The organism is Nonomuraea sp. NPDC050786 (assembly GCF_040654115.1).
In the GTDB taxonomy this organism is placed as follows: domain Bacteria; phylum Actinomycetota; class Actinomycetes; order Streptosporangiales; family Streptosporangiaceae; genus Nonomuraea.
Genome location: NZ_JBFAHJ010000055.1, coordinates 1 through 13,098, shown reverse-complemented (window position 1 = coordinate 13,098; position 13,098 = coordinate 1). Strand labels below are relative to the sequence as shown.

The following is a 13,098-nucleotide window of genomic DNA, read 5'->3' as shown; positions in this document are numbered from 1 at the left end:
CCCTGGCATACCAGAGAAACAGACAATCAGCCGGAAACCTTCGCCACGCTGCGCAACTCAGCCGTGACAACTCTCCGCAAGTCGTGGAGGTTAAATGTACATCAAGTTCTCTTGCCGCCCCACGGGCGCCTCGGTACTGTCACCACCGGATGCGCGTTTCCTCGAACAAAGCCAGCCGGAGGAAGAATGTACGCACCGGAAACTGTCCCGAGTATTGTCGAGAGTCCATCCGTCCGCTATTCCGTCGTCGTCGTGGCGGCCAACGAGGTACACCGGCACGGCCTGCGCGTGATGCTCACGAAGATCCCGTCGGTGGCCAAATGCAGGACCATGGCACCCCCCATGCTTCTCGCCACGGACGGACACGATGTTTTCGATACACTCATTCTTTCGTGCAGCGATATCTCGCGCGAACTCGCGGCGAGTTTAGCGTCCCGTGCGCAGTCGCTCGGCACGAATGTACTGCTGCTCTTCGACGGGAATCAGCAAGAATCTCTGGAAATTGCGGCGTCGATCCCCAGCAATGGCTTCCTGACTCTCCAGGACCTCACCGCGGAATCGTTGGAGAAAGCGCTGGACGGTATCCGCAACGGCGAGGTGCCCATGTCGGGCGGGCTCGCCGCCCATCTGCTCGCCAGCGTGCGCCGCCACACGGTGGCCGGTCGCGAGCGCAACCCCTATCTCACTCCGCGCGAGCAGCAGGCGCTCGCGCTGCTCGTGGAGGGCCTCAGCAACAAGCAGATCGCACGCAGGCTCGACATCTCCCAGCACGGCGTCAAGCGACTGGTCGCGAACGTGCTGGCCAAGCTCAACTGTCCCAACCGCACACTGGCGGTCGCCGTGGCTCTACGGGACGGTCTTGTGGCACCATAAACAACAAACGGGGACAAGCTATGAAGATCCTCTTGGTTGAGGACGACTTACGGGTGGCGGGGGCGTTGCGTTCTGCACTGGTTCGTCATGGATATGACGTACAGTGCGCGGTGTCCGGCAGCGAAGCCCTCGATTCAGACGACGACGCCGACCTGGTTCTGCTCGACATGTGCCTGCCCGACATGGACGGGTTCGAGGTCTGCCGGCGGTTCAGGGCCAGGAGCGACGTGCCGATCATCGCGGTCACCGCCCGTGGGGAGGCGGAGGCCAGGGTGCGCGGCCTGCGGATGGGCGCCGACGACTACGTGGTCAAACCCTGCGGCCTGGCCGAGCTGAAGGCACGCATGGAAGCGGTCATGCGCCGCAGCAGGAACGCGTTCCGCGCCACGGCCCCCGGGACCGTGATCACCATCGGTGACCTGTCGATCGACCTGGATCGCAAGACGGTCACCAGCAACGGGGAGCGAGTGCCGCTCAGCCGCAAGGAATACGAGATCGTCGCAGTGCTGGCCGCGGCTTCGGGCAGCGTGGTCACCCGCGACCAGCTCATGTCGAGCGTGTGGCGGCGGCGCGACGGCAACTTCAGGACGCTCGACGTACACATCGCCACACTCCGCAGGAAGCTCAATTCACCCGAACTCATCGAGACCGTTCGGGGCGTCGGATACAGGTTGGTCATGCAGTAAGACTGGGAGCGATCTGTGTGTATCGACGACTGGTGTTCATGGTGGCCTTCCTCGCCTGCGGGTTCGCCGTCCCGGTCGGCATGGAGACGGCCGTCCAGGAATCCCGTGAGCTGTTCGTCCTGGCCACCAGGAACACCGGGGAGATCGCCGCGCTGGCCGAGTCCGCGCTGGCCGCGCGAGACCTGACGACCCTGCGGCGGTGGCTCGACGGTCGCGCGCGGGCGTGCGGGTGTGCCGTGTTCATCCTTGACCACCGCGGGATGCTCGTCGTCGCCGCCGGCCTGGACCTCGTTCCTGGGGCGGGCGGCGACCAGGCCGTGACGCCGGCATCCGACGCGATGGCCGGGCGTGCCCCCGTGCCGCCGCACGTCATCTGGCTGTGGGACCGGCGGCCGTTCGTGCTGGGGGCGGTCATCCGGCATGACGGGCGGCCGCTGGGCGCCGCGGTGACGATGTGGCCCACCGACGACGCCAGATCGGCGGTCGCCGTGCGGCTGCTGCTGCTCGCCGCCGTCGTGGGCCTGACCGTGCTCGCCGCGGCCACGCTGGTCATCGGCCCGCTGGCGCGGTGGGTGATGACCCCGGTCCGGCTGCTCGGCGATGCCACCGAGCAGGTCGGCAGCGGGTACGTCCGCGTGCCCGAGACGGCGGGCCCGCCCGAGGTCCGCCGTCTGGCCTGCGGTTTCAACGACATGGCCGACCGCGTGCTGGCCCTGGCCACCCGCCAGCGGGACTTCGTCGCCCAAGCCTCCCATCAGCTCCGCAACCCCATCACCGCGCTGAGGCTGCGCGTGGAGAACGCCTTCGAGCTCGGCAGCGCCCCCTACGAGAGCGAGGACCTCAAGCTGGCCCTGAACGAGGTGGACCGGCTGTGCGCCATCGTCGACTCGCTCCTCCTGCTCGCCAAGTCGGAGAACAACGAGGAGCTGCCCGTCGTCGTGGACGTGTCGGCCACTGTCGTCCAGCGGGTGGACGCCTGGCGCTCCGCCTACGACCGCAACAGCGTGCCGCTCATCACCAACATCCCGGACGGCGTGCGGGCGCTGTGCCTGCCCGAGCTGATCGAGCACGGCCTTGACGCGCTGCTGGACAACGCGCTCAAGTTCGGCGAGCAGTGCCCCGTTCGGGTGGTGGTCCAGCGCCGGGGTGACATGATCGACGTGGTCGTGCGCGACCAGGGGCCGGGGCTGCCGGCCGAGGAGCTGGAGTTCGTGGGCACGCGGTTCTGGCGCAGCACCCGCCACCAGAACCTGCCCGGCACTGGACTCGGGCTGGCGATCATCAGACGGCTGGCCAAGGCGAGCGGCGGCCAAGTGATCATGGCGGCGAGCCGCCCCCACGGCCTGGAGGTACGCCTGCGGGTCTCGGCCGCGCCGGCCGGGATGGGCACGCCAGATGGTCATGCCCTTCGGTGACGCCGGATCGGGATTACCGGATTCTCCTCCGCTTCGCAGGATGAGCCTGCCGGTGTCAGCTCTCGCGTGGCAGCGAGATGAGGAGGACGTGCACAATGGATCCCCGCATCAAGGACGTTGTGATCCTCGGTGGAGGAACCGCCGGTTGGATGACGGCGGCGTACCTTGGGAAGTTCCTTCAGGGAAGCGTTCGCATCACGGTGCTGGAGGCGCCGGCGGTGCCCAGGATCGGCGTGGGCGAGGCTACCGTCCCCAACCTCCACAAGACCTTCTTCCACTACCTCGGCATCGCCGAGGACGAGTGGATGCGCGAGTGCAACGCCGCCTTCAAGATGGCGGTGAAGTTCGTCAACTGGCGTACGCCCGGTGCGGGCGAGAGCGCCCCCCGCACGCTCCCCGACGGGACCAGCGACCACTTCTACCACCCCTTCGGGCTGCTGCCCGACCACGACCAGATCCCGCTGTCGCACTACTGGCTCCAGCGCAGGCAGGCCGGGCAGGACGACCGGCCCTTCGACTACGCCTGCTTCAGGGAGCCGCCTCTGATGGACGCCAAGCTGGCGCCGCGGCACGCCGACGGCAGCCCGGCCACCCGCTACGCCTGGCACTTCGACGCCCAGCTCGTGGCCGACTTCCTGTGCCGGTTCGCCACGCAGCGACAGGGCGTCGTCCACATTCGTGACGAGATGGTGGACGTGCTGCGCGACGAGCGCGGCTTCATCACCGCGCTGGTCACGAAGGAGGGCCGCACGCTCAACGGGGACCTGTTCATCGACTGCTCCGGCTTCCGCGGGCTGCTCATCAACCAGGCGATGGCCGAGCCGTTCATCGACATGAGCGACCACCTGCTGTGCGACAGCGCGATCGCCACCGCGATCCCGCACGACGACGACGCGCACGGCGTGGAGCCCTACACCTCCGCCATCGCCATGAGCTCCGGCTGGAGCTGGAAGATCCCCATGTTGGACCGCTTCGGCACCGGCTACGTCTTCTCCAGCTCCCACACCTCCCGCGACGAGGCGACGCTGGAGCTCTGCCGGCTCTGGGGGCTCGACCCGGACTCCGCCCAGTTCAACAACATCCGCTTCCGCGTCGGACGCAACCGTCGCGCCTGGGTCAAGAACTGCGTGAGCATCGGCCTGGCCTCCTGCTTCCTGGAGCCGCTGGAGTCGACCGGCATCTACTTCATCACCGCGGCCATCTACCAGCTTGCCAAGCACTTCCCGGACAAGCGGTTCGATCAGGTCCTCATCGATCGGTTCAACCTGGAGATCGAGGAGATGTTCGACGACACGCGCGACTTCATCCAGGCACACTTCTACTGCTCGCCACGTACGGACACGCCGTTCTGGAAAGAGAACAAGAGCCTCACACTGCCCGACAACATCACCGAGAAGATAGCGATGTACAAGGCGGGGCTCGCGGTGAACCCCCCGATCTCCGACGAATCCACGTACTACGGCAACTTCGAGGCGGAGTTCCGTAACTTCTGGACGAACGGCAGCTACTACTCCATCTTCGCCGGACTCGGCTTCCTTCCGGACCACCCGATGCCCGCCCTGGCGTACAAGCAGGACTCGGTCACCGCGGCGGCCCCGCTCTTCGACAGGGTGAAGGAGACCCAGGACCAGCTCATGAGCACGCTGCCCACTCACCGCGACTTCCTACGCCGACTGCACGGGGCACGATGAATCCGGAGATCGCCGCGGCGCTGCGCGGCGCGGCCAGACGCTTCGCCACCGGCGTGACGGTGATGGCGGCCGAAGGCGCCTTCGGCAGGCACGCGATGACCGCCAACTCCTTCGTCACCCTCTCCCTCCGCCCTGCCCTGATCGGCGTCGCCCTCACCAGGGGCGGCCGGATGCGGGCGCTGGTGGAGCAGGCGGGCGCCTTCGGCGTCAGCGTCCTGGGCGCCGACCAAGAGCACTATGCCAGGCACTATGCCGAGCACACCCGCAGCGGGGAAGCCCCGCTCGTGGAGCTGACGCTGACGGGGCAGCCGCCGCGCGTCCCGGTCGTGCCCGGCTGCCTGGCGGTGTTCGCCTGCCGGCTGTGGTCCATCCTGCCCGTGGGGGATCACGAACTGGTCGTGGGTGAGGTGGCCCACTGCCTGACGCACGACGAGCACCGCCCCCCGCTGCTCTTCCTCGGGGGACGCCTCGTCCTCGGCGAGCCCGCCCTGCTGACCGCCTCCTGACGGGGGTATCGGATCGGCCCGGCCATCTCCGCCGGCCGCCGGTGCGGGGAACCACGCGTCCGGCATCATCCGCTGGAGGTGCCCGCTCGCGGTCCGGGAGCCTGCCTGGCCCCCGCCGCGCGTCCCCGCGCTCTGCGCGCCGGGATGAGGGACAGCGCGGCGAGGCCGAAGGCGGCCAGCATGATGACGGCCATGGAGAGCGTGCCGCCGCCGAGGAGACCCGGCAGGGGCGAGGCGGCCGCGCCGAGGACGAACTGGCTGCCGCCGAGCAGGCCGGAGGCCGCCCCGGGAGCGTCGTGCCCGAGTGACTGGACGAGGGTCGTGGTGGCGGGCAGCGCCGTGCCGAGGCCCGCGACGGTGACGAACAGGCAGGCCCAGGTGACGGCGACGGAACCGCCGGTGGTGACCAGCGACGCGACCAGGGCCGCCGTACCGGCGCCGGCCACGGCCAGCCCCGCGGCGAGCAGGGTGTCCACCCGGACGCGGGCGGACAGGCGGCCGAAGAGGACGCTGGAGGTCAGCATGCCGAGGGCGTTGGTGGCGAAGACGAGGCTGTACCGCGTGGCCGAGAGGCCGTAGACGTCCTGGAAGACGAACGTCGAGCCGGCGATGTAGGTGAAGAGCGCGGCCCCGGTGAAGGACGCGGCGAGCACGTATCCCACGAGGGCGCGCCGCCCGGCGAGCATCGCGATGGCCTTGACCACGCCGGTCACCCCGCCCGACTGCCTGCGGGCGGCCGGCAGGCTCTCCGGCACCCAGGCGAGGAGCCCTGCGATCAGCAGGACGCCGTAGCCCGCCAGCGCGGTGAAGACGAGGCGCCAGGAGCCGACGCCGAGGATGGCCCCGCCCAGCACCGGCGCGGCCACCGGAGCCATGAACACGATCGCGGACAGGGTCGCGAAGTGGCGGCCCGCCTCCGGGGTCCCGTGGAAGCGGTCGGTGAGCACGGCCCGGGCGACCACCATGCCCGCCGCCCCGGCGACCCCCTGTAACAGCCGCGCCGCGTCGAAGATCTCGATGCTGGGGGAGACGGCGCAGACCAGGGAGAGCACCGTGAACAGCGCGGCGCCGGTCAGCAGGACGCGGCGGCGGCCCACCGCGTCGCTGACCGGGCCGAGGAGGAGCTGCCCCGCGGCGAGCCCGACGAGAAAGGCCGTCAACGACAGCTGGATCGAGGGGGCCGGGACGCCGAAGGATCTGGCCAGGCCGGGGAAGCCGGGCACGTACATGTCGATGGCCAGCGGAGCGACCGCGGTGAGGGCCGCGAGCACGAGGATGAGCCGGCCGGTGCGCTGCTGACCGGTGGCCGGAGCCTGCTTCTGGGACATGGGTGAGCTGCTTTCTCGACCGCCTGCGCCTCCGCTCCGGCGGTGAAGATTATGCATGGTCCGTCCGAAGAATGACACCACTAGTCACGAATGATCCATTCGATTAGCATCGGCGCTGTTGCGATCGCCCGCCGTACGCACATCCGGCCTGTGATCGGCAATCGGACAGCTCTTCCAGCAGGCTGGTTTTCCCCAGAACAGGGTTATTCGTTCCACCCCGCCCCGCGCCGCATCATGCCGCGCTGAAGGAGGACGGATGCGTACACCCGACGTGTACCTGCGCAGCATCGGCGTCCATCTGCCGCCGGTGGTCAGCATCGAGACGGCCGTCGCCGAGGGCAGCTATCCGGCCGATGAGATGGAGTACTTCCGTCTGCGCGGCGCGGCGGTGGCCGGCGACGTGCCGGCTCCGGAGCTCGCGCTCCGCGCGGCCCGGCATGCGTTCGAGCGCTCCGGCGGGATGTCACCGCGCGACCTGGACCTCATGCTCTACGCCGACGTCTGGCACCAGGGGCCGGAGGGCTGGCAACCGCAGTTCTACCTGCAGCAGCACCTGGTCGGCGGCGACGTCCTGGCGGTCGAGCTGCGGCACGGCTGCTGCGGCCTGTTCAGCGCGCTGCAGCTGACCGCCGGCTACCTGCGGCCGGGCGGCACCGCGCTGCTGGTCGGCGCCGACAACCACGGCAGCCCGCTGGTCGACCGGTGGCGCATGATCGAGGGCTACGTGGTGGGCGACGCCGGATGCGCGCTGCTGATCACCACGGACACGGGCTTCGCGGAGCTGTGCTCGGTCAACGTGACCGTGCTGCCGGAGGCCGAGTCGGTCAACGACGGCGGCGTGCCGATGTGGCCGCCGGACGCGACCGTGGGCCGGCCGCTCGACTTCGCCGCCCGCCACCGTGCGTTCCGCAAGCGGCTGCTGGCCCGCGACGGTTCCGGCGTCATGCTGGCGATCCAGTCGACGTTGATGGTGCTGGTCGACCGCACGCTCAAGGAGGCGGGGATCACCCTCGACGAGGTGGCGCGCGTGGCGTTCCCGCACGGGCGCTGGGACAACGTGGAGGAGCGGGCGAGCTGGTTCGGGCTGACCCTGGCCGACACCACCTGGGAGTACGGCGCCGGCGTCGGACACTTCGGGGTCAGCGACCAGTTCGTCGCCCTGGATCACCTGCTGGCCAGTGGGGCGCTGGCTGCCGGCGACTACGTGCTGCTCATCGGGGTGGGCGCCGGCAAGACCTTGGCCTGCGCCGTCCTGCGGATCCTCGACATTCCCCAGGAGTACGCCTCTGACGGGTCCGGCTGAGCGGGGCGAGCGCGCGACCCGGTTGCGTCCGGTGCCTCCCGAAGGGGTGGCACCGGTGCGAGTCAGACCGCGTACCTGCAGATCAGCGCCTGGCTGGCGCCCTGGCTGTAGCCGAGGAAGGTGTAGGTGGGGTTGAAGTACGCACACGCGGCGGAGGCGCTTCCGCTACCGGTGTAGGTCATGCCGGAGCCGCCGGTGCTCCAGCGGTAGCAGCTCAGGCCGCCGTTGTAGAAGCCGATGGTGGAGGAGGAGTTGACCTTGGCCGAGCAGTAGTCGCCGAGTGAGATCGGACTGTAGGTCACCTCCACGACAGCCGCCTGCGCCGGCGCGGCGGAGATGAGGAGCGCGCCGAGGCAGGCGAGCATGGCGGTGAGGAGGGCAGGAAGACGACGAGTCACGAGGACCTCCGGGCAGTGAGCCGCTGAGCTGGTGGGGCCGTGCGTCAGTGCAGCAGAAGTGCGAAGGAGCATCGCGCACCCGCGACAAGCTGCATTGATCGCAGTATTAAATAGGAAAGCTTCCTATGCAATAGGTGATCGTGGTACACACCACCGGCAACGGCGAGTCAGCGGCGCTGTGGACCCCGGCGGCCGACGGGGTGATCCTCGGCGGTCAGGCGGAGAGCACGAAGCCCGCGTAGCCGTCCGCCGTGACCTGGTCGCATTTCTGCCGGTAGGCGCCGACACCGCCCACGTACGGCATGAACACCCGGGGCTTGCCCGGGATGTTGGCGCCCAGGTACCAGGAGTTCGCCCGCGGATAGAGCGTGCGACCGGCGACCTCGTTGACGTGGTCCGTCCAGGCGTCCTCGGCGAGCGGGTCGGCGTCGATGGTGGCGATGCCGTCGGCCCGCAGCCGTCGCAGGCAGTCGGCGATCCACTCCACGTGCTGCTCGATGGAGACCATCATGTTGCTGAGCACGGACGGGCTGCCGGGGCCCGTGATGGTGAACAGGTTGGGGAAGCCCGCCGTCATCAGCCCCAGGTACGTACGCGGCCCGGCCTCCCACTTACGCCGCAGCGACAGGCCGCCCTTGCCGGTGATGTCGATGCCGAGCAGCGGGCCCGTCATGGCGTCGTAGCCGGTGGCGTACACGATCATGTCGGCGGCGTACTCGGCGTCGGCGGTGCGCACGCCGGTCGGTGTGATCTCCTCGATCGGCGCGGCACGCACGTCGACCAGGGTCACGTTGGGACGGTTGTAGGTGGCGTAGTAATCGGTGTCGATGCAGATCCGCTTGGTGCCGATGGGATGGTCCTTGGGCGCCAGCAGCTCGGCCACCCGCGGATCCGTGACGATCTCGCGGATCTTCTTGCGGACGAACTCGGCACTGATCTCGTTGGCCTCCGGATCGATCGCGGTGTCGCCGAAGGCGCCGAGGAAGGCCACGCCGCCCCTGGCCCAGCGGGTCTCGAACTCCCGCAGCCGCTCCTCCTCCGTCGCCTCCAGCACCGACGCGGTGTTGGAGCTGCCCATGACGCCGGCGGCCGAGGTACGCATGTCGGCGCGGATCTCGGCGTAATTGGCCTTCACCCACTGCGCGTACTCCGGCTCCATGGGCCTGTTCTTCGCGGGCAGGCTGTAATTGGCGGTGCGCTGGAACACCGTCACGTGCTCCGCCTGCGCGGCGATCACCGGGATGGCCTGGATGCCGGAGGAGCCGGTGCCGATGACGGCGACGCGCTGACCGGTGAAGTCCACACCCTCGTGCGGCCACCGCCCGGTGTGGTGGCAGGGGCCCAGGAAGGAGCCGGCGCCGGGGAAGTCGGGTATCCGGGCCGCCGACAGGCAGCCCACCGCGGCGATGAGGTACGTGGCCGACACCCGCTCGCCACGGTCGGTCTCCACATGCCACAGGTTCGCGGTCTCGTCGTAGTCGGCGCGGGTCACCCTGGTCTCGAACTGGATGTCCTTGCGCAGCTCGAATCGGTCGGCGACGTGATTGGCGTAGCGCAGGATCTCCGGCTGGGAGGGGTAGCGCTCCTTCCACTCCCACTCCTGCTGGAGCTCCTCGTCGAAGGAGTAGGAGTACTGCATGCTCTCGACGTCGCAGCGGGCGCCCGGGTAGCGGTTCCAGTACCAGGTGCCGCCCACGCCGTCGCCGGCCTCGAAGACCCTGACGGTCAGGCCCAGGCCACGCAGCCTGTGCAGCATGTACATGCCGGCGAAGCCCGCGCCGACGACGACGGCGTCGTACCTCATCGCAGGCTCCCGTCGATCGCCTTGACGACCATGTCGATCGCCGCCGCGCTGCCCGGCAGCACGTTCACCATCGTGAAGAAGGCATGCATCTGTCCCTCGGGCGTCATCTCGTGCGGCGGCTTGCCGCCCGCTTCGCCCATCTGCTGGAGGAGCTGGGCCGTCGCGTCGTCAAGGGACATGGAAGGTCACCTCACCGGGGCCGTGGAGTGATCTGCATCACTCGGAACGTGTCCTGAAGGTAAAAAGCAGAACGCGTTCCGTCAACGCATTCGCTCGGCGGCCAGGTGCCGCCGCAGACGGTGCGGCGCAGGACCGGAATGCCGGGCTTCTAGCGCTTGCCAATTGAGTTGAGCTCAACCAACATTGAGACATGGAATCCGTCTCCGACCGTGCCGCCGCCAGTCGGCGGCGCCTCCTGCAAGCCGCCGCCGACGAACTGATCGCCACCGGCGACGTCGAGGTGGCCGCCGTGGCCAGGCGCGCCGGGATGAGCACCGGGCTCCCGTACCGCTACTTCGGCACCCGCAGCGGCCTCATGAGCGCACTGCTTGAGGACTTCTACGAGCGCCTCATCGCTGTCACCGTGCTCGGGCACTACGAGGGGGCGAGCTGGCTCGAGCGGTGGCGGGCGCAGGTCGCCACCTGGATCGAGCACATGTACGCGGACCCGCTCGCGCCCGTCGTGCTCGGCCGCATGGTCGGCGACGCCAGGGTGGCCGCCCTGGAAGCGCAGTGCTTCAAACGGGTCATCGACCTGGGCGCCAAGCACTTTGCAGCGGGCCAGGCCGAAGGACACGTGGCCGCCGATCGGGACCCGGAGCTCCTGGCCGCCGCGGTGGTAGGCGGCATGCGCGCCATTCTCGCCACCGTCCTGGACCAGGATCCGCGCCCCGATCGGCCGGCCGTGATGCGCGAGGTCTGGCTGTTCACCGTCTCCGCCCTGGGCCTCACCGGCGATCTCGACGGCGGTGCATCATGATCCCGGGCGCCATGTCGCGCCTGCACCGCGACGGCTACCTCGTGCTCCCCGGCCTCCTCGCGGCCGGCGGCCGCCGGCGCATCCGGGCGGAGCTCGCCCCTCTCCTGATGCCCGCCGGTCGCGATCCGTTCAGTTCGCGTCACACGCGGCAGGTCTTCGGCGTCCTGCACAACACCCGCGCCGTGGACGCCCTCCTCGACCACCAGTACGTGGTGGCACTGCTCGATCGGCTCCTGCTGCCGAACTTCCTGCTCTCGAAACTGGACGTGATCGAACGGTGCCCCGGCGCCGCCGCCCGCCCGCCCCATGCGGACGACGACCACTATCCCATTCCCCGCCCCCGGCCCGCCCTGTCGGTCGCCGTCACCTGGGCCCTCGACGCCGGGACCAGCCTCCTCCTGTGGCCGGGCAGCCACCGCTGGCCCTCGGCCCGCCGTCCCGACGAGCCCGGCGTCCCCCTCACACTCCCGCCGGGCTCATGCGTGATCATCCTCGGTACCCTCTGGCACGGCATCGCCGCGCTCCCCCCGGCCGCCGCCCCAGAGCTGACGATCACCGCGCAATACTGCGAGCCGTGGCTGCGCACCAGGGAGGCCTTCACCCTGTCACCCGGCCGGGAGGTGGCCAGGCAGCTGAGCCGCCGGGTCCGCCGCATGCTCGGTTACAGCGTCCATCCGCCGGACACGGGGCTGGTGGACGGCATGCACCCGCAGCGCCTGCTCGCCTGACCCGCAGCGCCTGCTCGCCTGACCAGCACCGCCTGCTCGCCTGACCCGCTGCGGCCTTCCAGGCGTTCTCCGCGGATCGGCGTCCTCCGAGAGTCACGCGGCAGCCAACCCCCGGCCAGTGCTCAGCGGGGCGGCCTGACCTGGCGCAGGCGCACGGCCGGCGTGCCGCCCAGCTCGTCGAGCAACTCGGTGAGCAGCTCCCGGCACTCCTCCAGCCGCTTCTCCCCGCCGCGCGCTGCCAGCCGTGACTCCAGCGCCTCCCGTGCCCGCCGCGCCGCCGCCACCGCCTCGTGGCCGCGCCGGGTCAGGTGTACGTGGCGGATCCGGGCGTCCCGCGGGTCGGCGATGCGCTCCACGTAGCCGAGCCGCTCCAGCTCTGCCACGGTCTTCGACGCCGCCTGCTGCGTCACGCCCAGCTTGGGGGCCAGGTCGCCGACGGTCGGCCCGGTGTCGCCGACGAGGTGCTGGAAGACGTACCCGTGTGAGAACCGCAGCCCGGAGAAGCCCTGACCCTCCAGGCTCTCCTGCACGGCCGCGGCGGCCGTGAAGCCGACGAAGAGGGCAAGTGTCCCGGTGTCCAGATCGCCGGGCAGAACAGGCTGCATGGGACCATTCTGCAATTGACAACCCAAGTTGTACAACTATGGTTGTTTATATGACCCGGACAGGACTCCAGCAGCACCCCAACGTGGACCTCGCCGTCCGCTACCACGAGGCGGTCTCCAGGGGCGAAGGCCCCGACCCGTACTTCCATGAGGACGCCGTGCACCGCGAGCTCCCTAACGCGCTCTTCCCCGACGGCGCCGTACGCGACCTCGACGGCCTGCGCGCGGCGGCGGAACGCGGCCGTAAGACGATCAGCGAGCAGCGCTTCGAGGTGCTCAACGCGGTCGCGTCCGGCGACCAGGTCGCCCTCGAAGTCCTCTGGACCGGGACCCTGGCCGTCCCGCTGGGTGACCTGCCGGCGGGTCACACCCTGCGTGCGCACATCGGGACGTTCCTCGAGTTCCGCGACGGCAAGATCGTCGCCCAGCGCAACTACGACTGCTACGAACGTCCGACTCGTCCCTGACGCTCCCGTGGGTATGGAGGGCTCCTGGAGGTTGGTGTCGGACGCTCGCTCGGAAGCTGAGTGGCCCCCGTTGGCAAGGACCGCCCAGTTCCTGGCCGAACACGGCCAGGCTCCCATGACGTGACCGCCGTAGTCGCTCGCGAACGCACGGGTCCATGGTCAGCTCCCGGGCAGGAGGGCAGCGGTGGCCGCGCGGGCGAGGACGCCTTGCGCGGTGGCCTAGAGCCTGTTCGGGGTTCCGATCACGAGAGGGTTGTGGATTCGTCTGCGCGGTGTGGTCTGGCCTTGATAAGCCATGGGCATGGCGCGTGGTGA

14 protein-coding genes are annotated in these 13,098 nt (G+C 69.5%); 9 read left to right on the top strand and 5 right to left on the bottom strand.

Features of this window, described 5'->3' with window-relative positions; genetic code table 11:
* The first annotated feature begins 186 nt into the window (after nucleotides 1–186).
* The 5 genes from AB0H84_RS51545 (at nucleotide 187) to AB0H84_RS51525 (ending at nucleotide 5,171) form a co-directional block, all read left to right on the top strand.
* Nucleotides 187–873 carry a response regulator transcription factor gene (locus AB0H84_RS51545; protein ID WP_357621580.1) on the top strand — a complete coding sequence of 229 codons (687 nt, stop codon included), beginning with the start codon at nucleotides 187–189 and terminating at the stop codon, nucleotides 871–873.
* A 20-nt stretch (nucleotides 874–893) separates the two neighbouring features.
* Complete coding sequence (locus AB0H84_RS51540; protein WP_357621577.1) at nucleotides 894–1,559, top strand: response regulator transcription factor; 666 nt, start codon at nucleotides 894–896, stop codon at nucleotides 1,557–1,559.
* 17 nt (nucleotides 1,560–1,576) lie between these two features.
* Nucleotides 1,577–2,974 (top strand): HAMP domain-containing sensor histidine kinase, encoded by a 1,398-nt coding sequence (locus tag AB0H84_RS51535; protein WP_357621574.1) that lies wholly within the window; start codon nucleotides 1,577–1,579, stop codon nucleotides 2,972–2,974.
* 95 nt (nucleotides 2,975–3,069) lie between these two features.
* Nucleotides 3,070–4,665: a tryptophan halogenase family protein gene (locus AB0H84_RS51530; RefSeq protein WP_357621571.1), complete on the top strand. Its 1,596-nt coding sequence runs from the start codon at nucleotides 3,070–3,072 to the stop codon at nucleotides 4,663–4,665.
* A complete protein-coding gene (locus AB0H84_RS51525; RefSeq protein WP_357621568.1) occupies nucleotides 4,662–5,171 on the top strand; it encodes a flavin reductase family protein in 510 nt (169 codons plus the stop codon). Before AB0H84_RS51530 ends, AB0H84_RS51525 begins: the two co-directional genes overlap by 4 nt.
* Nucleotides 5,172–5,236: 65 nt before the next feature.
* Here the strand turns inward: AB0H84_RS51525 and AB0H84_RS51520 are convergent, their stop codons facing one another.
* On the bottom strand, nucleotides 5,237–6,499 hold the full coding sequence (locus AB0H84_RS51520) for a multidrug effflux MFS transporter (protein WP_357621565.1): 1,263 nt from the start codon (nucleotides 6,497–6,499) through the stop codon (nucleotides 5,237–5,239).
* Nucleotides 6,500–6,755: 256 nt separating this feature from the next.
* Here AB0H84_RS51520 and AB0H84_RS51515 point away from each other — a divergent pair, with 256 nt between their 5' ends.
* Nucleotides 6,756–7,802, top strand: coding sequence for a ketoacyl-ACP synthase III family protein (locus AB0H84_RS51515; RefSeq protein WP_357621562.1), 1,047 nt, complete (start codon nucleotides 6,756–6,758; stop codon nucleotides 7,800–7,802).
* Nucleotides 7,803–7,864: 62 nt separating this feature from the next.
* Here AB0H84_RS51515 and AB0H84_RS51510 read toward each other — a convergent pair whose 3' ends face one another.
* The 3 genes from AB0H84_RS51510 to AB0H84_RS51500 form a co-directional block, all read right to left on the bottom strand.
* Nucleotides 7,865–8,200, bottom strand: coding sequence for a hypothetical protein (locus AB0H84_RS51510; RefSeq protein WP_357621559.1), 336 nt, complete (start codon nucleotides 8,198–8,200; stop codon nucleotides 7,865–7,867).
* Nucleotides 8,201–8,414: 214 nt separating this feature from the next.
* Entirely contained in the window at nucleotides 8,415–10,004 is a 1,590-nt protein-coding gene (locus AB0H84_RS51505; RefSeq protein ID WP_357621557.1) for an NAD(P)/FAD-dependent oxidoreductase, read from the bottom strand.
* Nucleotides 10,001–10,183, bottom strand: a complete 183-nt coding sequence (locus tag AB0H84_RS51500; protein WP_357621555.1) for a hypothetical protein — start codon at nucleotides 10,181–10,183, stop codon at nucleotides 10,001–10,003. The genes AB0H84_RS51505 and AB0H84_RS51500 overlap by 4 nt, the downstream gene beginning before the upstream one ends.
* 191 nt (nucleotides 10,184–10,374) lie before the next feature.
* On the opposite strand from AB0H84_RS51500, the gene AB0H84_RS51495 reads away from it, so the two are divergent.
* Nucleotides 10,375–10,983, top strand: a complete 609-nt coding sequence (locus AB0H84_RS51495; protein WP_357621552.1) for a TetR/AcrR family transcriptional regulator — start codon at nucleotides 10,375–10,377, stop codon at nucleotides 10,981–10,983.
* An 11-nt stretch (nucleotides 10,984–10,994) separates the two neighbouring features.
* Entirely contained in the window at nucleotides 10,995–11,711 is a 717-nt protein-coding gene (locus AB0H84_RS51490; protein ID WP_357621549.1) for a phytanoyl-CoA dioxygenase family protein, read from the top strand.
* Nucleotides 11,712–11,833: 122 nt separating this feature from the next.
* Here AB0H84_RS51490 and AB0H84_RS51485 read toward each other — a convergent pair whose 3' ends face one another.
* Entirely contained in the window at nucleotides 11,834–12,316 is a 483-nt protein-coding gene (locus AB0H84_RS51485) for a MarR family transcriptional regulator (RefSeq protein ID WP_357621547.1), read from the bottom strand.
* 50 nt (nucleotides 12,317–12,366) lie between these two features.
* On the opposite strand from AB0H84_RS51485, the gene AB0H84_RS51480 reads away from it, so the two are divergent.
* A complete protein-coding gene (locus AB0H84_RS51480; RefSeq protein WP_357621544.1) occupies nucleotides 12,367–12,783 on the top strand; it encodes a nuclear transport factor 2 family protein in 417 nt (138 codons plus the stop codon).
* The last annotated feature ends 315 nt before the right edge of the window (nucleotides 12,784–13,098 follow it).